Raw genomic sequence first — 22,296 nt, 5'->3', positions numbered from 1 at the left:
GGAGTTGCTTGCACAGGAGGTTTCTGCATGGCTCGAACCGTTTTTATCACCGGTGCTTCCTCAGGCTTCGGCGCTGCCTGCGCCCGCGCCTTTGCCGCCCGGGGCGATCGACTGGTTCTCGTCGCCCGCCGTGCCCCGCAGCTTGAAAGCTTGGCCCGGCAGTTGGCTGAGATCACCCAAGTGCACCCCTTGGTTCTCGACCTGCGCGAGCGCGCCGCCGTTGAGGGCGCACTCGCCGGATTACCGGCGGACTTCGCCGAAGTCGACGTGCTGGTCAATAACGCCGGGCTGGCCCTGGGCCTTGAACCGGCGCACAAAACCGATCTCGACGACTGGGATGCCATGGTCGACACCAACATCAAGGGCCTGATGTACTGCACCCGCCTGTTGCTTCCGGACATGGTCGCGCGTCGGCGCGGCCATGTGATCAACATCAGTTCCACCGCCGGCGACTGGCCTTATCCCGGCGGCAACGTCTACGGCGGCACCAAGGCTTTTGTCGCCCAGTTTACCCGCAATCTACGTGCCGACCTGCTCGGAACCGGGGTGCGAGCAAGCTGTGTGGCCCCCGGAATGGCCGAAACCGAGTTTTCCAAGGTGCGCTTCAAGGGCGACACCGAGCGCGCCGAGCAGGTCTACGCCGATACCCGCCCCCTCACGGCCGAAAATCTGGCCGAAATCATCGTCTGGGTGGCCAGTGTGCCGCCTCACGTCAATATCAACAGCCTCGAAGTAATGTCCGTGGATCAGGCGTGGGGGCCTCTGGCGGTACACCGGGAAAAACCTTCCTGAACTAAGTGCAGGGGTGTGTCTGGCGGCTGGCGATTTTGCTGCCGCCTGAGATCGGCCGGCTGGCTGTAAAGCCTTTTCCTTCCTTGCCCTTCAGATGCTCCCAGGCGCCGATATGGACCAGGGCGCCTTCCCCAACTCGCCTAACCATCAACGGATACATCTGTTCAGTACGCATCGCATGGCGCGCCGGCAACGCTTGTGGCCATCGTAATGGACGGTGCCGAACAGAAATAGCCTGAAAACAAGCAGGAGGCTCTTGAGAAAAAAATAAAAATGAGCTAATATTGCTCATGGTTCATAAGGAAAAACTCAAAAAGGCGGTTGCTGTGAAACGCAGAATCTGGATTGGGGCGGCGGCCGTTGTGCTTCTGGCCTATGTCGTTGTAAGCCTTTGGCAGGTGGGCCATACCCGCGCCCAGGCCGCTGACGCCTACCTTGAGCGTCAACTGTGGTTGGCCCGTCAGGGCGCGCTTTTTCTTGAGCGCCAGGGCAGCAAAGATCTGGCCTCTCTGGCGGCGGCGGTTGAAGGCTTAACCATTAGCGAAGGACGCCTGGCCGAAAGTCACATGAGCCTGTTTGATCGGCGCCGGGAGACTTTTTTGCCGCTGCTCGCGGCGCCCCCCGCCTTAGATCTGCAGGTCGCCGGCGATCCGGAGTTGCGGCGCAGATTGGCGCGCGGTGCTCACGGCGGTTTGGTCCTCGCCCTTGCGGACGAGCGCTGGCTGGTGACCCATTTGCCCCTTAATGCCGGGGATGCGCCCCTGACCCTGATTTTGGCGACGCCGGAGAGCGAAATTGTCGCTCCTTGGTACTCTTTTGCGCGGGTGCAACTGGCGGGGCAATTGATCCTGCTGATGGTTGCGGCGGCTCTGGGGTGGCGGCTCCGGCTTCGCCCAGAGACGCCCGCGGACGGCTCGGAGGATGTGCAGCCTGGTCTCCAGGACACTTTGGCGGAGTTGCAGAATCAGTGCCGCGCCCTAGCGCAGGAAAACGCCCTGCTCGGCGCGGTGCGCCGCGAGTACCAGTTGCTTGTCGAGGGTGCTGAATACGGCACGGCGCGACTCAATTCCAACGGGTTGATCCTGTTTTGCAGCAAACCCTTGCTTGCGCTTTGCGGATGTGAGCGAACGGATCTGGTTGGGCGCAATCTTCTGGATCTCGATATCTTTGCCGACGACGCGCGCCAGAAATTGCGCAACAGCCTGGGAGATCTGCGCAACGGTGTTGCCACACCGCCGCACTCATGCGTGCTGGCGCGGTCTGGCGACGGGCCGCTCGAGGTGCAGGTCAAACTTTCGCCCCTGAGGGTAGACGGCGAAACCACCGGCTATGTGCTCCAAGTGCAACAGTCGGTCTGCGCCGAACCTTATCTCAGGGCATCGCTGTCGTAGCCTTCCCGGGCGAGTCGCCGACGCACCGCAGCGATATGCTCGGGGCCGCGTGTTTCGAGTTCAAGCAGTACCTCGGCGCGGCCCAGCGGTAGATGTGAACGGCGTCGATCATGGCGCACGGCAAAGATATTGGCCCCGGCCTCGCCCAGGATCGCGGTGAGCCGCGCCAGGGCGCCAGGCACATCGGGCAATTCCAGTCGCAGCTTGAGATAGCGCCCTTCTTCCAGCAATCCCCTTTCCACCACCCGCGCCAGGGTCTGAACGTCGATATTTCCCCCCGAGAGAACACACACCGTGGTGCCGCGATGAAGCGGCGGCGCGGCGCTGAACAGAGCTGCCGGTCCTACGGCGCCGGCCCCTTCGGTTACCAGCTTGGCCTTTTCCAGCAGAGTGACGATGGCCTGAGCGATGGCCTCTTCCTCAACGGTAAGAATATCGTCGACCCGTTGTTCGATTACCGGGTACGTCAGCTCACCCACTGCTTTGAGAGCAATGCCGTCGGCCAGGGAATGGGCTTCGGGCAGCGCTACCCTGTGTCCCGCGTGGCGCGACCTGAGTGCCGCGGCGGCTTGCGCCGCTTCGACCCCGATGATGCGGGTAGCGGGACGCAGACTCTTGATGGCGGTGGAGATTCCGGCAATCAATCCGCCGCCGCCGATGGGGACCAGCAAAGTATCCACTTCGGGCAGATCTTCGAGGATTTCGAGGCCGATGCTGCCCTGGGCGGCCATAATCAGGGGGTGATCGAAGGCCGGCACATTGAGCAGACCCTGCTCCTGCTCCAGAGTGCGGGCTACAGCGGCCGCCTCGTCGTAAGTGCTGCCGCGCAGAATGACCCGGGCGCCGTAGTCACGCGCGGCAAGCACTTTGGCCAAGGGCGTGGTTTCGGGCATGACGACCGTGGCCTGAATGCCTGCTAGGGTGGCGGCCAGGGCGACGCCCTGTGCATGGTTGCCGGCCGAGGCGGTGATGACCCCGGCGGCTAGGCGCGCGCGCTCCTGGCAGGCAAGAAACCAGGTTGCGCCGCGAATTTTGAAGGAGCCGGTCCGCTGTAGATTTTCGCACTTGAAAAACAGGGGCGAGCCCAGGCGCTCGGAGAGATAGGGTGAGTGGATCAGCTCGGTGCGCCGTACGCGCCCCTGCAGATGGGCAGCGGCTCGGCGGATGTCGGCAAGTTCGATCATGGCGCCAAACTCCCTGATTTCCTTCAAGCATAAACGCTTAAGCGAACTCGGCAAGCCACCTTGTTTGGTCGTTGTTGACTTGCGCGGGGGGATCGTCGATAATCGCAGCTTCGTTATTGAAAAACCGTCGCTTTTTCAGGGAGACAGATACGTGGACATGCTTCTCGAGGCAGGACCGGTGGTCAAGCTGGTCGTGCTGATTCTCATCTATTCATCCGTGGTGTCCTGGGCCATCATTTTTTACAAGGGACGAGTGGTTTACCGGGCCATGCGCGATTCTCAGCGTTTTCTCGACTTTTTCTGGGCCAAGAAGCGCTTTGATGTTATCAGCCAGGGATTGCGCGATTTTCCCCATGCCCCCCTGAGCGTGCTGTTCCGTGAGGCCTATCAGGAATTGATAAAGGGTCAGCGGCGCCGCGAGGGCGAAGATGCGCCGCAAAGTTTTGATTTCAGTGGCGGCGACAATGTCGCACGTGCCCTGCGGCGTGCAACGACTTCGGAGATTCAGCGCCTGGAAAAGTACCTGCCCTTTCTCGCCACCACCGGCTCCATTGCGCCCTTCATCGGGCTGTTCGGCACCGTGTGGGGAATCATGGATTCCTTCCATGAAATCGGCGAAACCGGCAGTGCTTCTCTGGCGGTGGTCGCCCCCGGCATCTCCGAAGCCCTGTTGGCCACCGCCATCGGTCTGGCCGCGGCCATCCCGGCGGTGGTGGGTTATAATCATTACCTGGCCAAAATCACCAACCTGAGCAACCAGATGGATAATTTTTCTCAGGAATTCCTCAATATCGTCGAGCGGATGGGGAGGCGCTAACCCTTGGGTTTGGAAGTCGGCCGCCGCGATGCGGGGGGGCGCCGCATGCTCTCCCAGATCAATGTCACGCCCTTTGTCGATGTCATGCTGGTTCTGCTGATCATGTTCATGGTTACAGTGCCCATGATGCAAAGCGGCGTCGAGGTCAATCTGCCCGAAGTGGCCGATGCTCCGACCCTGGATCAGGTCCAGGATCCCCTGGTGGTGAGCGTCACACGCGGCGGAGAAATCTCCATTGGTCAGGTTTTGGTCGAGAGCCCCGAGCAGCTGTTGCCGGTGCTGCGCCAGGTCATGGTCGGGCGCGAGACCCAGGAAGTCTTTCTTGAGGCCGATCGCGATGTTCCCTACGGACGGGTGGTGCAGGTCATGGCCGCTATCCGCGGCGCGGGCATCGAAAAGCTCGGCATGATCGCTCAGCCTCCCGAGGAGCCTGCTTCGCGCAGGCGTTGAACGTCTTACGCCCATGAACCGCAATCGTCACAAACGAGAGCCGAAGAGCACGCAGACCGAACGCGGCTTGGGACGCATGCTGCTCATGTCACTGCTGCTACATGGTGCCGTGGTGCTGTTGTTGGGTACCAGCTTTCATTCTCCGCCGGTGCGCGATACGCGACCGGTCTATTATGTTGATCTGTCGCAAATGCCGGTGGCTGATCCGCAGGCGGGACGTCCCGATGCCGCGCCGCCGCGCGCTGAACCCTCGGTCGCAACGCCGGTCCGCTCCGAACCGGCCCCGGCGCCGCCTCCGCGTCCCGCGCCTCAGCCCGTTGAGGTCGCGCGTCCAGCACCACCACCCGCGCCCAAGCCAGAGCCCAAGCCAGAGCCCAAGCCGGAGCCTAAACCGGAGCCTAAACCGGAGCCTAAACCGGAGCCTAAACCGGAGCCTAAACCGGAGCCTAAACCGGAGCCTAAACCGGAGCCTAAACCGGATCAGCGCCAGGCGCAGCAGGCCGACCTTGAACGCAGCTTGGCCGAGATGCGCGAGCGGACCCGCCGCCAGGAAGAAGCTGAGGCGCTTAAGCAGCGTCTCGCCGCATTGGCGCAACGCGATACCCGCCAAGCGCCGTCCAGCGCCGATGCCCCCCTGGGCATGCCCGACGGGCGCGGCAGCGAGGCCGGTGTTTCCCAGCAGGTCTGGCTGCAGGCGTTTCTCAAGGAACAGTGGAGCCTGTCGCGCTATCAGGTCAGTCGTCGGGATCTGGAGGTGCAGGCGACCCTTATTTATGATCCCCGCGGCAACCTGCTAGATTACCGCTTCACCAAGGAGTCCGGGGATCGCGTCTTCGACGATTCGGTGCGTGCCGCCATCCTGCGCGACCGCCGACTGCCCTTCGAACCCGGTCGGCGCTGGGAACCCCAGGTCGTATTCAACCTCAAGGATTTACTGGAGTAAATATATGCTGCGTGCTCTTATCCCTTTTCTTCTGGCCCTGACCCTGGCAACCCCTGCTGCCGCTCAGATCGAAATCCGTGCCCCGGGGCAGCAGACCATTCCCCTGGCGCTGACCAGCTTTCTGCCGCGCGACCAGGGCGGCGCCGCGCCCGAGGTGGCAGCGGAGGTGAAGGCGGTGCTGCAAGCCAATCTCGACCTTGCCGGAATGTTTTCCTTTATCGACCCGGCCGCTTTTCTCTCCGACGCGCAGCGTATCGGCCTGCTCAGCAGCGAGGTCGATTTCGCCCAATGGCGCCTGCTTGGCGCCGAGGTGCTGGTCAAGGGAAGTTATGCGGTGCAGGGTGAAACCCTCGTCATCGAGGCTCGGCTGTTTGATGTGACGCGCCGGCGCCTGCTCGAAGGGCGTCGCTACGTCGGACGCCTCAGCGATGCTCGTTACATGGCGCACGCCTTCAGCGATCAGATTCTCAAGAGCCTGACCGGTAGCCAGGGGCCGTTTAACACCCGTATCGCCTTTATTTCCGATGCCAGCGGCCACAAGGAGCTTTACCTGATGGATGTGGACGGGCATAACGCGACCCGTATTACCAACCATCGCTCCATTGTGCTCAATCCCGACTTCTCGCCGGTGGGCAAGGAGCTGGTTTTTACCTCGTACAAGGAAAACAATCCCGACGTCTATCGCAAGGAAATCTACTCAGGAAGTGAAGTGCGCCTTTCCTCGCGTCAGGGGCTCAACATCAGTCCGCGCTACCGGCCCGATGGACGCGAGATCGCCCTCACCCTGAGCTATCAGGGCAACCCCGATCTCTACCTCATCGGTACCGACGGCTCACTCCGCCGGCGCCTGACGCAGAACTGGAATATCGATGTGGAGCCCAGTTGGAGTCCGGGGGGCGATCAGATTGCCTTTTTGTCCGACCGCCAGGGCGGCCCGCATGTATTCATTATGGATGCGCAGGGTGACAACCTGCGGCGCCTGACTCCGGCGGGTACCCACAATGGGACTCCGGCCTGGAGCCCCACCGGCGAGCGCATCGCTTTTACCCGTCTTGAGCAGGGTCGATTTGACATTTACACCATTCGTCCTGACGGCAGCGACGAGCGGCGCCTGACTTTCGGCGCCGGCAGCAAGGAGCACCCTCGCTGGAGTCCTGATGGGCGCTTCCTGGTCTATTCCCTGACCCAGGACAGGCAGAAATGGATTTATGTCATGCGTGCCGACGGCACCGGAGCGCGCCGCATTTCGCCCCCCGGTGGTCAGGCGTCCCATCCCGCCTGGTCGGGGCCCTGGCAACAGTAGTTGAGTTTTTTGCCGTTTCTCGTTAAGATAGCGATGTTTTTCGCCGCCGCTCCATTCCGGAGCGAATCGGCATAAAAAGGATGATTTTTTTCAGGAGTGCTCAGAGATGAACAGGTTCCATCGGGTTTTTCGCGCAGCTTTGATTCTTGTCGCAGTGTCCCTGGTGTTTTCCGGCTGTGCCAGGCAGCCCGTCGAGGCCGACATTGCGCGAGCACCGGAGGTGACCGAGACCCGCCTGCCGGCTACCGACTTGCGCGGCTATGATGACAGCGTCCTCCAGGAAGGCCGCATTCGTGAGGCGGATCGTTATGATCGCAGCGTCCCCGGCGCGGCCGACATCGCCGCAGCCCTGGAGCGTGTTCACTTCGAGTTCGACGCCTTCACCCTGAGTTCGCGCGCCCAGGAGATTCTTACCCGCAACGCCGCCTATCTGCGCGCCAATCCCGAGGTCAAGGTGCTCATTGAAGGACATACCGACGAGCGCGGCTCTGATGAGTACAATTTGGCGCTGGGCGAGCGCCGCGCCCAGGCGGTCAGGAATTTCCTGGTTTCGCTGGGCATTGCAGCGGAGCGTTTGTCCATCATTTCGTACGGCGAAGAGTTGCCACTTGACCCGGCGAACCATGAAGATGCTTGGGCCAAGAACCGCCGTGCCGAGTTCAAGCCGGTCCTTTGATTTTAGGGTCGGCCGTATCGCAAAGGGCCGCGCTTAGCGCGGCCCTTTTGCCTTAGATAGCGGAGGTCATTGATCCATGAAAAGAATCAGAATTTTTCTTGTGCTGTTCTTGTTTGCGGCTCTCGCCGGTGGTTGCCTGCCGAGCCAGAGCCAACTGCGCCTGGAGCAAGACCAGCAGGAACTCAAGCGGCGTCTGGCCGAGCTCGAACGCCATACGCTCGGCCGCTCCCAGGAGCAGAGCCAGGAAATGTCTGCTCGCCTTGAAGCCCTGGCACTCCAGCAGGCCGAAACCCAGGTCGCTCTGGATGCTGTGCGCGTTGAGCTGCAAAGTATTAACGGCCGTCTCGAAGATACCTCGCGCAACAATGCGCAATTGCGCGACGAACTGCGTCTGGTTCGCGATGATCTCGGGCTCAAGGTCAGTGCCCTGGAAGACCGGCTTGCAGGTGTTGATGCGCGCGGCGGCAGTGCCGCGGCCGCTGCGGTGGCCGGCGCCGCACGGCCTCTTGAACCCGCAGCCGAGACCGCCGAGGAACGCTACCGCAAAGGGCTCGACCAGATTATGCGGCAGAACGAATTTGCCGCTGGTCGTGAAACCCTGACGGATTTTCTGCGGCGCCATCCCGACCACGAACTCTCCGTCAATGCCCAATACTGGATTGGCGAGGCCTTTTATGGCGAGAAGAAGTTCGAAAACGCCATCCTCCAGTTTCAGGATGTCATCCAACAACATGGTGAACATCCTAAGGCTGCTGCCGCCATGCTCAAGCAGGGGTTGGCTTTTGACGCCCTGGGGGATCGCGGCAATGCCCGGGTCATCATGGAAAAGGTGCGAGAAGCCTACCCCCTCTCGGACGAGGCCAAAAAAGCCGGGGAGCATCTCGATCAGTGGCGCTGAGACGCACACCGATGCTCGACTCTGCCTTCGCAACCCCGCCTCTTGTACTCCTTCACTGAATCGCTCGCGCACCTGTTGCACCCCGTGCCTCAGGTGCGCGTCGCGCGCCTCGTTTCGTCCGGCCGGATCAAAACCAATCACCACCTGCATAACCACCAATTACATAAAAATCAATCCGCCCCCTTTTCCCCGCCCAAATACCTGTTATCTTTACAGTATCCAATTTCTTCCGAAAGGATGATCCTATGCGCGCAGCGGACAAAGACGAAAAGCGTTCTCTTGAGGTGGCGGAAGCCTCGCGGGAGACTGAATGGCAGCAGCCGAGTTTCGTTAAAGAAATGTTCATGGGGCGGCTGCAGACCGACCTTATCTTTCCCTTTCCCGAACAGGATCCGGCGGATAAGTCCGTCGGTGATGACATACTCGCGCAGGTGCGAGATTATCTGGAAAAAAATCTCGACGCGGACCGCATCGACCGCACCTGCAACATACCCAAGCCGGTGATCGCCGGCTTGGCCAAGCTGGGGCTGTTCGGGATCAAAATTCCAAAGGAATACGGTGGCTTGGGGCTTTCGCAGATTAATTACAACCGCATCATTCATCTGGTGGCGAGCCACTGCGCCTCGACGGCGGTGCTTCTTTCTGCCCATCAGAGCATCGGTGTGCCCCAGCCCCTGAAGATGTTCGGCACCCCGGAGCAGAAGCAGAAATATCTGCCGCGCCTGGCGGCCGGGGCCGTGAGTGCATTTGCCCTGACCGAGCCGGAGGTCGGTTCCGATCCTTCGCGCATGAGCGCTCAAGCGGTGCAGAGTGAGGATGGGCAAAGCTGGATCATCAACGGCGAGAAGCTGTGGACCAGTAACGGACCTATCGCCGAACTGCTGGTCATCATGGTGCGCACCAATGACCCAGGATCTGAAAAACCGGAAATCACAGCGTTTATCGTCGAGGGCGACAGCCCCGGCCTGGAAACCGTGCATCGCTGTGACTTCATGGGGCTCAAGGGGTTGCGCAACGGCCTGCTGCGTTTTCGCGATGTGCGCGTTCCGGCGGAGAATATCCTCGGCGGGCGCGGCGAAGGTCTGCGCCTGGCCCTGCAGACCCTTAACGTCGGACGCCTGACCCTGCCCGCGGCCAGTGCGGCGACCATGAAACAGGCCCTGGCCATCGCCGTCGACTTCGGCAAGTCTCGCCGTCAGTGGGGAGCGCCTATAGGTCATCACGAGGCGGTCGCGGCCAAGATCGCGCGTATGAGCGCCGACCTTTTTGCCGTCGACAGTTTGACCTGGCTGACCTCGGCCATGGGTGATGCCGCCACCCAGGACATTCGCCTGGAAGCGGCCATGGCCAAACTCTTCTGCACCGAAGCCATGTGGCGCAGTGTGGATGATGCGGTGCAGGTGCGCGGCGGGCGCGGTTATGAAACGGCGGACTCCCTGCGGGGTCGCGGCGAAGCGGCGGTGCCCACCGAGCGGCTGTTGCGCGATGCGCGCATCAATCTCATTATCGAAGGCACCAGTGAAATCATGCACCTGTTCATCGCCCGCGAGGCCCTGGACGCACACCTCAAGGTGGCCGGCATGAGTGCCACCTCGACGCGCATGGATGTGAAAAATGCCGCGCGCTTCTATGCCAAATGGTATCCGCTGCTGTGGCTGCCGCGCCCCGCGGTGTTCAAGAGCGTGGATCTGCCCTGGAGTCTCAAGCGGCATCTCTGGTTCGTGGAGCGCGCCACCCGGCGCCTGGCGCGCGATCTGTTTCACCGCATGATGCTCCATCGTCAAGGGCTGCAGAAGAAGCAGATGCTGCTGGCCCGTCTGGTCGACGCCGGCGCCGAGCTGTTCGCCATGACCGCTGTCATTGCGCGCGCCGGCAGCCCCGAGGCGCCGCCCGGCGCCGACAAATTGGCCGATCTTTTCTGCCACCAGGCGCGTCGCCGCCTCAGCCGCCTGCATCGCGAGGTGTATTTCAACGATGACCGCCGCGCCTATCGGCGTGCTCGCGAGGTGCTCGACGGGCATTATCCCTGGCTGGAAGACAACATCCTCAGTACTTGGAAAGGAACGGAACCTCCGACATGAACACAGCCTATGATTTCATCATTCTTGGCTCCGGTACCACCGCCTTCGCCGCCGCCCGCAAGGCCTCCGTCCTAGGTGCGCGGGTACTCATGGTGGAGCAGAGCAAACTGGGCGGCACCTGCGTCAATTGGGGCTGCGTGCCGAGCAAAACCCTCATCCACAAAGCCAAGGAATTTTATGCCGCGGTACGCAGCGCGCCCTTCGGCATCAATCTGCGCGCCGAAGAGCCCGACTATAATCTGCTCATGCAGGCCAAGACCCGGGCTGTGGAAGATTTGCGCCGCGAGCACTACCAGAAAGAACTCGATGCCGATCCGCGTATCGAGGTTTTGCGCGGTCACGGCCGCTTTCTTTCGCCGCGTGAACTTCAGGTGGGGGCCGAAGTTCTGGTCAGCGACAAATTCCTTATAGCCACCGGCGGCGTCCCGCGCAGTCTGCGTCTGCCGGGGCTGGTCGAGGTCGGTTATCTCAACAGCTACTCCGCTTTGAATCTGCCCGCTTTTCCCGAGTCACTGCTGATTATCGGTGGCGGGGTGGTGGCCGTGGAAATGGGCCAGATGTTCGCCCGTTTCGGCACACGGGTGACGATTGTTGAACGTGGTGAGCGCCTGCTCAAGGAATTTGATGCGCGTCTCGTCGATATTTTTGCCGGGATTCTGGAGGATGAGGGGGTGGAGCTGATCTATAATTTTGAAGCCCAGGAAGTTCGTCGCGAGGGCGAGTTGGTCTGCCTTCACGGACGCACCAGGGAAGGCGAGGGGGATTGTTGTCTGCGCGCCGAGCGCATCATGCTCGCGGTGGGCACTGCCCCGGCCGACGACGACATCGGACTGGAGGAAGCGGGGGTGGCCCGCGATGCGGCGGGCTTTATCTGCGTCGATGAGGAAATGCGCACCAGCGCCCCGGGTATCTGGGCGGCCGGCGATGTCACCGGGCCTCCCTTGATCGCCCCTTCCGGTGCCCGCGAGGGCGAGGTGGCCGCGGAGAACATGCTCAATCCCGACGCGCATCGGCGCATCGACCACCGTACCACGCCCATGGCAGTGTTTGTCGACCCTGAACTGGCCGCGGTGGGGCTGAGTGGCGCGCAGGCACGGGCGGCCGGAAAATCGGTGGTGGAAACCTTTCTCCCCCTCGACCGGGTGGCCAAGGCCCACGTTATGGGCGGGCGGCGAGGCGGCTTTGTACTCTGTGCCGATCAAGGTTCAGGGCGGGTGCTCGGAGTGCAGGTTCTGGCACCGCGCGCCGCCGATCTTATCCATGAGGCGACCCTGGCGGTACGCTTCGGCCTCAGCGTTCAAGATCTGGCCGAAACCGTCCATGTCTATCCCACCATCGCCGACGGCCTGCATCTGGCCGCCGTCGAGAATATCCGGCAGCGGGGTTAGGGGGGGCGTTTCGTCGGTCCTGGAGGCTTGTTGCTCAAGGAGCGCAGAGGGCGTCGACGGCGTCGAAATCGAAACGCAGTGCGGCGAGTTCGCGCAGCAGGTCGAGTTTTTCCTGGTCTTCGGCGGTGATCTTGGACACATCATCCGTGATGAGATTGTGCAGTTCGGAGGTAGAGTGGCGAGTCGTGCGCAGGTAGGGTATGTGGCTGCGATCCAGAATTCTCTGAGTGATTTTACTGATCGGACTAATGCCGGGAATGACCAGGCCTACGAGCCTTGAGCGGTATTCCTCCATCTGGTAGAGGTTGGCCAGGGTCACCAGCAGTTCGTCACGGCTGCTGGTGACGATCAGCAGAGAGGACTCCTGCAACAGCTCGGTAACGCGTTGGGTCGAAGCGGCGCCGATCTGCACGTGATGGATGATGCGCCCGGCCTCGCTCTGATCGCCCTGCAGGGGTGTGTCGAGCAGACGCGCGATGCGCCTCAGGGTCGGGTTGGCCAGCACCGGTTGGTAGTTGAAGCCGCCCAGAACCTCTAAGGATCGAGGTGCAAAAGCGCGGCGCAGGTAGTCGAGGGTGATTTCACGCTTTTCCGCAACCAGCTTGTTGGCAACGATGCCGCGCACCCTGACGCCCTGCTCGCGAAACAGGGACAGGTTGAGGCATACCGCGTCGATGACGTTGCCCACGCCGCCGCCGGTGACCATGAGGACCGGTGCTTGGAGAAGATGGGCGATGCGCGCATTGGATAACTCCAGCACCGAACCGACTCCGGTGTGCCCGGCGCCTTCGATGATGACGAAATCACAGGTGCGGTCGAGTTCGGCATAGGCTTCGACAATTCTGCGCTCCAGCACCGCTGGATTGATTTCACCGTTAATCATGCGCCGTGTGGTGTCGGGTTGCAGCACCACCGGCGACATGTGCGGCAGATGCGCGCCCAGATTGAACACCTGGGCCATGAGCGCGGCATCCTTGTCCATCGCCAGCCCTTGGAAAAGCGTCGGCTTGGGGCCGAGAGGCTTGATGAAGCCGACCCTGGCGTACTTTGCCAACGCCAGGTATAACAGGGAGATGCTGGTGGTGGTTTTGCCGCAATTCTGGCCGGTGGCGGCGACGAAAATCTTACGAGCCATGATATCTGCTCCTTGGGGCGGCAATGGCACAGCGAATGTGTTTACACAATAGCCCCAAGCTGCCGCCGGTGCAAGAGGCGCAACCGGTCTTTGGTGAAAGACCCTGGCGGTGGGCAAGGACGAGCGACTTGGGCAAAAGGAAAGGATGGGTCAACTTATGTGGAGATTTCTGAACAAATATCGGGACATTGGTTTGCTGCTCATGCGCCTTGGCCTGGGAGTCATGTTTCTCGTGCATGGCGTGCCTAAGTTGCTCGGTGGACCCGAGCGCTGGTATCAACTGGGGCTAGCCATGAGCTATCTGGGAATCGACTTCATGCCGCATATGTGGGGCATCGCTGCGGCCCTGGCCGAGACCTTGGGTGCGCTCTGTCTGATTTTCGGGTTTTTCATGCGCCCGGCCTGCCTGGTGCTGGCCTGCACCATGGCGGTGGCCGCCACCATGCACCTTGGCCGTGGCGACGGCTTGCAAGTTGCCTCCCACGCCATTGAGCTGGGGATCGTGTTCTGCGGCCTGCTCATCCTGGGTCCCGGCCGCTTCAGCCTCGACCGGAGCTGAGGATCAGAAATCCAGGTGAAAGCAGCTTGAGGACTGGAGAGCGAAGATTATGATGCGGACCTTGCTGCAACTTGGTGCGGTGGGTTTTTCCATGGCCGCGCTCCTTGACCCTCTGTGGGTCAGTGGCTTGGGACGCCCTATTGCCTGGCAACGTGATTTGTTGCTCGCAATCGGAGGAATTCTTTGCTTCTACGCCCTGGTCAGGTTTCGCGATCTGCTCTGAGGTCGCGAAACCTGGCCGGGGGGGTCAGTGGCTTTGGTGTTGGCAGTCACGGCGCCACAGACAGTCGTCCTGGCCGCATTCCAGGCGCCAGGGTGCGCCGTAACAATCGGCATTGCCTTCATGCCTCTGAATGGCTTGGATGAGTTCAGCTTTCTTCATCTTGCTGGTCGCCTTGATTCCCATGGTCTTGGCGATTTCCCGAATTTCCGCAACGTTCATTGTTCTTTTCTCCTTGTAGATTGCTCATCTCTATGGATTGCCCGAGTATTACAGCAACAAGATTACACACTCGGCAGAAAAGTCAATAGTTGCATCTGTATTGAATACGCTGCCGGTGCCGGCGAGGTTTTATGCCTTGACTTCCACTCCGCATCGGTTATTTGGTTAAAAAGGTTTTTTTTGCGGATCTGCTCGCATTTGAGCGAACCGAGGGCTTATCGTCACTTTATATCAAGGGAGAGATATCAATGATTCGTTTACTTTTGTCTGCAATGATGCTGGTTTTGCTGAGCCTGGGTTTTGCTTGGGCCGATGACGATTTAATGCGGCGCGCCAAGGCACAGTTCCAACCGATTCCCGACACTCCGCCGGTGCTTGAGGGCAATCCCGCGACGCCGGAAAGGGTCGAACTGGGGCGCATGCTCTACTTTGACCCGCGCCTGTCCAAATCGCAATTGATCAGCTGCCAAACCTGCCACAACGTCGGACTGGCCGGCGCCGACCTGCAGGAAGTGTCAACCGGCCACGGCTGGCAGAAAGGCCCGCGCAATTCCCCCACGACTTTCAACGCGGTGTTTAACGTCGCGCAGTTCTGGGACGGGCGCGCGCAGGATCTTGCGGAACAGGCCAAGGGCCCCGTGCAGGCCTCCGTCGAGATGAACAACACCCCGGAGCGGGTCATGGAAACTCTGGGCAGCATGCCCGGCTATGTGGATGCCTTTAAGGCTGCCTTTCCGGACGACAAGGAGTCTCTGAGCTTCGACAACATGGCCAAGGCCATCGAGGTCTTCGAGGCCACCCTGATCACCCCCAACGCCCCCTTCGATCAGTTTCTCAAGGGTGACGCCAACGCCCTCAGCGCCGTTGAGAAAGACGGACTCAGGGCCTTTATGGGCAAGGGCTGCGCCAGTTGCCACAACGGCGTCAACATGGGTGGCCTCGGCTATTTCCCCTTCGGCGTGGTCGAGCGTCCCGGCGTGGACATCCTGCCCGAGGAAGATCTCGGCCGCTATCAGGTGACAAACACGGCCGCCGACAAGTATGTGTTCCGCTCACCGCCGCTGCGCAATGTCGCGATTACCCAGCCCTATTTCCACTCGGGCCGGGTATGGAGCCTGCGTGACGCCGTCGCCATCATGGGTTCCGCGCAGCTCGGCATCCAGCTCTCCCCCGAGGAAGCTGATCAGATCACGACCTTTCTCGCTACCCTGACCGGTGAGCAGCCCGAAGTCCTGCACCCGGTGCTGCCCCCAACGACCGAAAAGACGCCCAAGCCCAGTCTGGACTAAGCGCGACGGTTGAATAAGGCGAGAAATCTCAGGGCCCCCGTCGACTATGGCGAGGGCCCTGAGATTTTTTTGTTCGATAAAAAAAGGAGGGGGGACAGACTATTCATGTCATCTGGTGCGACAGGAAAGAGCCCTCAAGATATTTTGCGTGTCGCCTGCTATAACATCCATCAGGGGGTGGGGCGCGACGGCCGGCGCGACCTGCAACGGGTGGCGCAGGTCATCACAGCTATGGATGCCCATGTAGTGGTTCTGCAGGAAGTCCACGTGCTTTTCGGCAGCTCCAGCGAGCGGCGTCAGCTCGACGATCTGGCCGTAGCCACGGGCATGGTCGGCATCAGTGGCCCGACGATGCTGCGCCCCGATGGCCACTACGGCAATGCGGTGCTGGTACGGGTGCCTGTGGTGCGTCAGCGGTTGCACGACCTCAGTTATGGGTCGCGTGAACCCCGGGGCGCGGTCGAGCTTGAGTTGGACACGGACATCGGTCGGGTGCGCCTCATCGCCACCCATCTGGGGTTGGTGCCGCGGGAACGGCGCCGTCAGGTACGCAGGCTTTTGGAGTTGGCCGAAGAGGGCACGCAACCCCTGATATTGGCCGGCGATTTCAACGAGTGGTGGCCCTGGGGACGACCGGCGCGCCGGCTCAACCGGGCGTTTCCCGGTATGCCCGCCCCGGCGACCTTTCCCGCCCGCTGGCCGATATTCTCTCTCGACCGTATTTTCGTCGCTCCCCGGGGAGCTTTGCACAGTTTACAGGTCATCCGAAAGGGCGCGGCGGCCCTGGCCTCCGACCATCTTCCCCTGCTGGCCGAGATCGGACGGCCGACCTGAGGGGTTCCTGAACCTTTTGTCGCTTGCGACTGCAAAATCCAGGTCGATCTGCCTCCAGTTCACTATTTTTTCTTTGACAAAACTCGATTATTTCAGCACTGATAAGAACCTGGTGGGCTTTCAGGGTGGCTGTCAAAAGTGGTTTTCAGGTATTGGGGTTTGAGATGAAACGGATAATTCGACGCTTCTGTGGCCTGGTGTTTTTTCTCTGGATGCTGGCCGGTTCAGTCGCAGGGGCGGAGTATCCGGGAGTCTCTCAGGTTCCCGGTCTGGCCGCTGAGGTGGCGGCACAAGCCGTGCAAGCCGAAAGGCAAGTGGAGGGCTTGCTCGACACGGCCGCCTTTGAAACCCAGTTGCACCTCGCTGAGGGACGTTATCACCAATTACAGCAGCGCATGGATCAATATGGCGATCCCGCCACCTGGAGCATTGATCGGCTGCTTGAGGTGCGTGCCCTGCTGCAGGAAGAGCGCTCGCGCCTGGAGCGTGTACTCCTGGCGCTTGCGGCTCGCCAGGAGGAAAACGAGCGGCTGCGCCGCACCTGGGAGGAACGCCGGCAGTTCTGGCAGCGTTGGGAACAGCAACTGCGCGGTGATGAGGTTGTCTTTCCGCGGGAAACCTTTGCCCAAGCGCAGGAAGCTGTTCGCCGCGTCCTTGAGGGCGTGGATTCCGGCAGCGCGCCCCTGGTGGTGCTGCAGGAAGAGTTGACACGTCTGCTCAATCTCAACCTTTCCCATTTAACCCAGGTCGATGACATTTTGCGCTTGGTGCGTGGCCAGATTCTGCAGCGCACCGGGCATCCGCTGTTCAGTGCCGAGTTTTTTCACCAGTTCACCGCAGGGTTCGTTGATGAGGTGCGGCGTGGATTGCGGGAAGCAATACGCTTGGATCTGCGCTACTTTATCCGCCAGGGCTGGATCCTGGTGTCTCAGGTGCTGGTCGTTTTTGCCACCGCCGCCTTTATTTTGCGTTATCGTCGCCAGGTAGAAGGGACGCCGGAGTGGCGCTTTATTCTCGACCATCCCTGGGCAACGGGCATCTTTGTCTCCACGGCGGCCCTGACTCCCCTTTATGTCATTCCTCCGGCACTGTGGCGGCTGGTGCTGTGGGTGCTGCTTGCCTTTTCCACGGCGGTTTTGATTTCAGGGCTTGTGCGCAACCCCATGAAGCGTTTTACCGTCTACCTGCTGGCCACAGTTCTGGTCCTGTCCATGACGCTTCAGCTCATTCATTTGCCGACGCCTCTGCTGCGCCTGTTTATGGCGGCGTTGGCTCTTATCGGCCTGCCTCTCAGCCTGTTTCTGGCACACCTCAACATCCGGCGCCATGAGGGGCACATCAATATTTTCACTCTGGGCTTGCGCGCCGGAGCACTGGTCTGTCTGGTGTCCTTCCTCGCCCAGGCGGCAGGCTACAGCACCCTGGCTTCCCATCTCATCGACGCCTCGATCAAATCGGTGTTCGTCGGCATTTTTGCGGTGATGGTCGTGCACCTCGGACAGGGCGGTATTGATTTCTTTCGGGAACATCCCCTGCTGCAAAAGCGCGCCTTCGTGCAACAGTTCGGCGTGGAAGTCGCCAAGCGACTCAAGGCCCTGCTCGCCGTTCTCGTATGGGGCGCCGCGTTGTATCATTTCCTGGCCGTCTGGGGTTTTTACGACAGTTTCGCCCAGGCTTGGGGGGATTTGACCGGTGTTGGTGTGCTGGTCGGCCAGGTCCAGCTAACCCTGGCTATGTTGCTGTTGTCGCTGCTGGTTATATACCTGTCGATCCAGGCCTCCTGGCTGCTGCGCGCGATTCTCGACACCCAGGTCTTTCCCTACAGTCAGGTGGATCGCGGCATCCGCGACGCGATCAAAAAACTCATACACTATTTTCTGGTGTTCCTTGGTTTTCTGCTGGCCATGAGTCTGACAGGCATTGAAATGCGCAATTTTGCCGTGCTAGCTGGAGCGTTCGGCATCGGCATAGGTTTCGGTTTGCAGAATATCGTGAACAATTTCGTCAGCGGGCTGATTCTGTTGTTTGAGCGGCCGGTCAAGGTGGGAGATCTGATCGTGGTCGATCAGGATTGGGGCACGGTGCGCAAAATCGGCCTGCGTTCGACGATTATCGAAACCTTTGACAATTCAGAGCTGATCGTGCCCAATTCGCAATTGATTTCGGATAAGGTCACCAACTGGACGCTGTCAACCTCGAGGGCGCGAGTGATTATGCCGGTGGGCGTGGCCTACGGCAGCAATGTCGAGCGCGTTATAGAGATACTGAATGAGGCGGGAAGCCGCCATCCCCTCGCTTTGGAAGAGCCTGCTCCGTCGGCGATTTTTGTCGGCTTTGGCGACAGTTCGCTTAACTTTGAGCTGCGTTGTTATATCGCCGATGTCTCTAAACGGCTCAGTGTGCGCAGCGATCTGGGCCGTGATATCGACCGTCGCTTTCGCGAAGCCGGGGTTGAAATACCCTTTCCCCAGCGTGATTTGCACCTGCGTTCGGTGGACGGCGAGATTATAACGCGGGCGAAACGAGAATCCGAAAAAGCTTCTGCGCCTCCTTCCGCCTGAATTTTCATTCGTCGTACTTGGCCAGTTGACGCCGTCGCCGTGCCAGAGCTTTTTCGCCGCGCTCAAACTGCTGCAGCAATTGCTGGCGCAAATCACCCGCCATTTCCTCGCCGCGCTCGACTAGATCCCCAGCCTGCTCACCCAGACCTTCAATCATGTCATGCAGGCGGGTCGCGGCTTCCTGGGTGCTCTGGCCGGCACGGCGGCTCACCTGGTGCAGGTTGCGCTCGATCTTGCGGCGGGTACGGCGTCCCGATTGCGGTGCGAACAACAAGGCAACCGCCGCTCCTGCAGCACCCCCTGCCAACAACAGCAATGCTCCCGTCAGGGTCTTGTGGCTCTGATCACTCATACCGTACCTCCTTTTGATTTCTATAACAAATAACACAGTTCCGAGCCGGTGCAAGAATCCGAGAGCCTTTAGGGAAAACAAAAAAAATCCCCGGCCGCAGGAGCCGGGGATGACAACGAAATACTCAAAATGCGAGACTTTTAATAGAAGCCGAGATCTTTGAGAACCTGGGGACGGACTTCGTCCTGGGCCAGCACTTCGTGGCAGATGGTGCAGTCCATGGAGATGAACTCGCCGGTTTCCGCCTCATGCATATCGTTGTGGCAGCGGATGCAGCCGTTCTGGAAGTCAAAATCCTCCGTGTGGGCGATGTGATCCACATAGGTTCCCCAGGTAATGTTCATCTCGGGGAAGACGTTCTCCAGGTAGGCCGCCTGAACGCCGGCGATGGCTTGCTCCAATTTGCCGGGATTTGCGGCGATGAAATCGGGATAGTTCTTTTTGTACCAAGTGTTGAGCTCGTTGGCGATGGCGTTGCGCGCTTCATCGTGGCTGGCGTAGTCACGCTGAATGACTTCCATGGCTTGGCGCTTTATATAGGGCAATTCCTGGGAAATGACACCCTCAAGCATCTTGCGGTCCAGGGCGGGACCGGGCTTTTTATAGATGTGCGTAGGCCGGTTGTGGCAGTCGATGCAGTCCATGGTGCGTTCGACGACATCGGCTCCGATTTCGGCGAGTACCTCGTCGGCATCGGGCGTACGATAGATGACTTTGGTGCCGTCTGGACGATGCAGGGTGACCTCGGGGATCACCGTGCGGTCGGGAGATGCCTTGTAGGTGATGAGGTTGTCTTCCGACACATGCCAGTGGATGCCATGGGGACTGGTGGTGCGATCGCCCGCCGAGCCGATTTTCATGAGCAGCACGTTTTTCCGGTGCGTGTTCTCTTCGTCTTCGTCGAAATGATCATTGACCACCAGGCGGTTGCCGTGGAATTTCTCGGGCCGGTGGCACTCGGCGCAGGTTTCCGTGGCCGGGCGCAGGTCATGGAGCGGCGTGGGAATGGGACGCGGGAAGGTGTCCAGCATGACCGCAAGCAGCTGATAGGCGCCGGTGATTTTGGATTTGACGAACCAGTCGGCACCGGCGCCGATGTGACACTCAACACAAGCGACGCGGGAGTGGGGCGAGTTCTGGTAGGCCGTGTACTCCGGGCTCATGACCGTATGGCAGAACTGGCCGCAGAAGGCGTTGGACTCCATGTAGTGATAGCCACGATAGGCCAGCAGGCCCATGATGAAGAGGTTGATGCCGGTCAGAAACACTGCGAAAAACACCAGCTTACGTAGCTTGCTGAATTTGGCTGGATCAGTGAAATAGTCGCGCAGGTATTCCATGGTGAAGAGGCGCACCTCTTCCTGGCCCTTGAAGAAAAACAGGCCGAGGAACACCATGACCAGGCCGGTGATGAAGGCGGGTCCCAGAACCATGTAAATAAGCGCAGCAACGTAGGTGTTCTGAATATGCCAGATAAGATCATAGAAAATGGCGCCGAGCAGAAACGGGAAAATTACAGTGACGATCATGGCACCGATGAGAGACACCCGACTGTGGGTGATGCCTTTGGCAAAGGCGGTGACGATGTTGGTCAAGCTCTTCATTCTTGCAGCCCCTTTGTGTTGGAATTGTTGCAGGAGTGAGATTTATAAGACGGCTTCGCGGCTAGTCCTGAGCGCAGCAAATCAACCATCGCGCGGCGGTCGCCAGGCGACCGTATATATCCCGATTTTCACACAGGTGTGAAAAATACCTGGAAAAACATCGGTTTGTCAATGCATAAAATGCCCGCCAGGGGTGAGCAAGTGCGCATAAAAAAAGAGGAAACCGTACAGGCGCGGCTGTGTTATGCCCCCTTGAAAGACTGTGCAATTGCACGGGCCGACAAAAGAAACGCCGGCGCATAGGCGGTCGGCATTTCTTCTTGTTAAGGGCTCGAATCGCGTTCCTTAGTGGGCTTCTTCCTTCAAAAACACGGGGAAGATTTTGTTAAGAAAGTAAAAAAGCACAAACGGTGTTGTAATCACCAGCAGGGCTCCCGCCAGGCCCTCACGGAAGGTTTCCCACGTAGTTGGAATGATCGGCACATGGTAGTGCATGAAGCCGGCAAAGGTCAGGGAGAACGCCTGGCCGCCGATGACGACGTTCCAGCGCATCATGAACACACCAAAGAGCACCAGGGCGCTGGCCAGGGCCGCACGCTTTACCGTCAGCCCGGGAATGAGCAGAAGAATGAAAGGAACCAGGTTGCCCAGGCCGAACTGCAGCAAGAAAATCTGTGTGAAGTCCACTTCGTAAATGACCGAGCGAAGAATTTCCCAGGATTTGACTGCTGTATAGCCGCGGAAAATGATGTCCAGCAACTCCAAGGTTACCGCCAAAATCATGAAGATCAGCAGATAACGGGCGCTTACGCGGACTTCATAATCTTCAACGCCTTTGAGCTGCTCGACGGTGGCACCACCGGCTGTCCCTTTGCGACGTGCCCTGAATTTGCGGATTTCCATGGTGAGGATGTAGCACAGAATGCACAGGGCGATGCCGGACACCACTGCCGAACAGATGAAAATGACAGGCATCAGAGGAGTCATCCACAGGGCATTGGCCTTGACCGAGCCGAAAATAAAACCTGCGTAACCATGCAGGAAGCAGGCGACGGGAATACCGATAGCCGCAAGGACCGTGACTGCCTTGTGGTCCTTTTCCAGTGCCGCGGGACTGATGTCCGTGGCCCCCAGGGTGAGCAGGGAAAAGAACTTGAGCCGCAGGTTGTCCATGCCGTTGCGATCAGATTTGTTTTTCAGGCCCTGCACGGTATCGACAAAATGCTTGCGGTAGACGAACCAGAGCTCCGAGGCAACGATGCAGGCATAGGTCAGAAAGACGATGCCGAAGGCTGCTATGGCAGAGGTGAAGTGAGGTGTCATCATGACATGAATGCCGCGCAGCGGTTGGGACAGGTGCAGCATCAAGGGCATCATCGCCACCGGCAGCAGAGCAAACGAAAAGACCAGCGAGAAGCGCGCGATATCCTTGAGTTGTTTAAAGCCGAACACATGGTAGAGCGAAGAGAGAACGAAAGCACCGGCCACCAGACCGGTCATGAAGGGGTACATGACGATCTGGATGGACCAGTAGATATATTCATTGGGCAGAACGAACATTTCTTTTGCCGTCCAGATTTCACCGTGAGTCAGCATC

At 59.8% G+C, this 22,296-nt stretch carries 21 protein-coding genes; 15 read left to right on the top strand and 6 right to left on the bottom strand.

The genetic code is table 11. The annotated features are described in order from the left end of the window. Window positions 1–27 precede the first annotated feature (27 nt). Window positions 28–792, top strand: a complete 765-nt coding sequence (locus GFER_RS02960) for an SDR family NAD(P)-dependent oxidoreductase (RefSeq protein ID WP_040095904.1) — start codon at window positions 28–30, stop codon at window positions 790–792. Between the two features lie 326 nt (window positions 793–1,118). Beyond that, window positions 1,119–2,183 (top strand): PAS domain-containing protein, encoded by a 1,065-nt coding sequence (locus tag GFER_RS02955; protein ID WP_139172017.1) that lies wholly within the window; start codon window positions 1,119–1,121, stop codon window positions 2,181–2,183. Here the strand turns inward: GFER_RS02955 and ilvA are convergent. Further along, window positions 2,159–3,367: a threonine ammonia-lyase gene (gene ilvA, locus GFER_RS02950; protein WP_040095902.1), complete on the bottom strand. Its 1,209-nt coding sequence runs from the start codon at window positions 3,365–3,367 to the stop codon at window positions 2,159–2,161. The two genes, GFER_RS02955 and ilvA, sit on opposite strands and share 25 nt — an antisense overlap. A gap of 151 nt (window positions 3,368–3,518) precedes the next feature. Between ilvA and tolQ the strand changes: the two genes are divergently transcribed. From tolQ to GFER_RS02910, 8 genes are all read left to right on the top strand, one after another. Further along, window positions 3,519–4,184 (top strand): protein TolQ, encoded by a 666-nt coding sequence (tolQ, locus tag GFER_RS02945; RefSeq protein ID WP_412171493.1) that lies wholly within the window; start codon window positions 3,519–3,521, stop codon window positions 4,182–4,184. 9 nt (window positions 4,185–4,193) lie between these two features. Further along, a complete protein-coding gene (locus tag GFER_RS02940; protein WP_040097295.1) occupies window positions 4,194–4,634 on the top strand; it encodes an ExbD/TolR family protein in 441 nt (146 codons plus the stop codon). 13 nt (window positions 4,635–4,647) lie between these two features. Next, a complete protein-coding gene (locus GFER_RS18855; protein WP_052445895.1) occupies window positions 4,648–5,577 on the top strand; it encodes a TonB C-terminal domain-containing protein in 930 nt (309 codons plus the stop codon). A 4-nt stretch (window positions 5,578–5,581) separates the two neighbouring features. Then, window positions 5,582–6,880 carry a Tol-Pal system beta propeller repeat protein TolB gene (gene tolB, locus GFER_RS02930; protein ID WP_040095900.1) on the top strand — a complete coding sequence of 433 codons (1,299 nt, stop codon included), beginning with the start codon at window positions 5,582–5,584 and terminating at the stop codon, window positions 6,878–6,880. 106 nt (window positions 6,881–6,986) lie between these two features. Beyond that, window positions 6,987–7,556: a peptidoglycan-associated lipoprotein Pal gene (gene pal / locus GFER_RS02925; protein WP_040095898.1), complete on the top strand. Its 570-nt coding sequence runs from the start codon at window positions 6,987–6,989 to the stop codon at window positions 7,554–7,556. A gap of 76 nt (window positions 7,557–7,632) precedes the next feature. After that, the gene (gene ybgF / locus GFER_RS02920) at window positions 7,633–8,454 is read left to right on the top strand and encodes a tol-pal system protein YbgF (RefSeq protein ID WP_040095896.1); all 822 of its coding nucleotides are present in this window, start codon (window positions 7,633–7,635) and stop codon (window positions 8,452–8,454) included. 245 nt (window positions 8,455–8,699) lie between these two features. Further along, a complete protein-coding gene (locus GFER_RS02915) occupies window positions 8,700–10,535 on the top strand; it encodes an acyl-CoA dehydrogenase family protein (RefSeq protein ID WP_040095893.1) in 1,836 nt (611 codons plus the stop codon). Continuing rightward, the gene (locus GFER_RS02910) at window positions 10,532–11,923 is read left to right on the top strand and encodes a dihydrolipoyl dehydrogenase family protein (protein ID WP_040095891.1); all 1,392 of its coding nucleotides are present in this window, start codon (window positions 10,532–10,534) and stop codon (window positions 11,921–11,923) included. Before GFER_RS02915 ends, GFER_RS02910 begins: the two co-directional genes overlap by 4 nt. A gap of 34 nt (window positions 11,924–11,957) precedes the next feature. Here GFER_RS02910 and GFER_RS02905 read toward each other — a convergent pair whose 3' ends face one another. Continuing rightward, window positions 11,958–13,058 (bottom strand): phosphotransacetylase family protein, encoded by a 1,101-nt coding sequence (locus tag GFER_RS02905; protein ID WP_040095888.1) that lies wholly within the window; start codon window positions 13,056–13,058, stop codon window positions 11,958–11,960. 157 nt (window positions 13,059–13,215) lie between these two features. Here GFER_RS02905 and GFER_RS02900 point away from each other — a divergent pair, with 157 nt between their 5' ends. Then, window positions 13,216–13,617: a DoxX family protein gene (locus GFER_RS02900; RefSeq protein ID WP_040095886.1), complete on the top strand. Its 402-nt coding sequence runs from the start codon at window positions 13,216–13,218 to the stop codon at window positions 13,615–13,617. Window positions 13,618–13,666: 49 nt separating this feature from the next. Further along, on the top strand, window positions 13,667–13,840 hold the full coding sequence (locus tag GFER_RS19070; protein WP_153304546.1) for a hypothetical protein: 174 nt from the start codon (window positions 13,667–13,669) through the stop codon (window positions 13,838–13,840). 24 nt (window positions 13,841–13,864) lie between these two features. On the opposite strand, the gene GFER_RS02895 is transcribed toward GFER_RS19070, so the two are convergent. After that, entirely contained in the window at window positions 13,865–14,059 is a 195-nt protein-coding gene (locus GFER_RS02895; RefSeq protein WP_040095884.1) for a Rho termination factor N-terminal domain-containing protein, read from the bottom strand. A 248-nt stretch (window positions 14,060–14,307) separates the two neighbouring features. Between GFER_RS02895 and GFER_RS02890 the strand changes: the two genes are divergently transcribed. The 3 genes from GFER_RS02890 to GFER_RS17415 all read left to right on the top strand — a co-directional run bounded on the left by GFER_RS02890 (window position 14,308) and on the right by GFER_RS17415 (window position 18,743). Further along, complete coding sequence (locus tag GFER_RS02890; protein ID WP_040095882.1) at window positions 14,308–15,348, top strand: cytochrome-c peroxidase; 1,041 nt, start codon at window positions 14,308–14,310, stop codon at window positions 15,346–15,348. Between the two features lie 105 nt (window positions 15,349–15,453). Continuing rightward, window positions 15,454–16,182, top strand: coding sequence for an endonuclease/exonuclease/phosphatase family protein (locus GFER_RS02885; RefSeq protein ID WP_040095880.1), 729 nt, complete (start codon window positions 15,454–15,456; stop codon window positions 16,180–16,182). Between the two features lie 164 nt (window positions 16,183–16,346). After that, the gene (locus GFER_RS17415; RefSeq protein ID WP_139172011.1) at window positions 16,347–18,743 is read left to right on the top strand and encodes a mechanosensitive ion channel domain-containing protein; all 2,397 of its coding nucleotides are present in this window, start codon (window positions 16,347–16,349) and stop codon (window positions 18,741–18,743) included. A 4-nt stretch (window positions 18,744–18,747) separates the two neighbouring features. Here GFER_RS17415 and GFER_RS02875 read toward each other — a convergent pair whose 3' ends face one another. The 3 genes from GFER_RS02875 to nrfD all read right to left on the bottom strand — a co-directional run bounded on the left by GFER_RS02875 (window position 18,748) and on the right by nrfD (window position 22,292). Continuing rightward, window positions 18,748–19,095: a YtxH domain-containing protein gene (locus GFER_RS02875; protein ID WP_040095877.1), complete on the bottom strand. Its 348-nt coding sequence runs from the start codon at window positions 19,093–19,095 to the stop codon at window positions 18,748–18,750. A gap of 140 nt (window positions 19,096–19,235) precedes the next feature. Then, the gene (locus GFER_RS02870; RefSeq protein WP_052445893.1) at window positions 19,236–20,699 is read right to left on the bottom strand and encodes a NapC/NirT family cytochrome c; all 1,464 of its coding nucleotides are present in this window, start codon (window positions 20,697–20,699) and stop codon (window positions 19,236–19,238) included. 345 nt (window positions 20,700–21,044) lie between these two features. Continuing rightward, a complete protein-coding gene (gene nrfD / locus GFER_RS02865; RefSeq protein WP_040097285.1) occupies window positions 21,045–22,292 on the bottom strand; it encodes an NrfD/PsrC family molybdoenzyme membrane anchor subunit in 1,248 nt (415 codons plus the stop codon). Between the last annotated feature and the right edge of the window lie 4 nt (window positions 22,293–22,296).

Origin of the sequence: Geoalkalibacter ferrihydriticus DSM 17813 (assembly GCF_000820505.1) — a bacterium.
Classification (GTDB): domain Bacteria; phylum Desulfobacterota; class Desulfuromonadia; order Desulfuromonadales; family Geoalkalibacteraceae; genus Geoalkalibacter; species Geoalkalibacter ferrihydriticus.
Note: the sequence above shows the minus strand (reverse complement) of the source record. Positions and strands in the feature narration are given on the sequence as shown.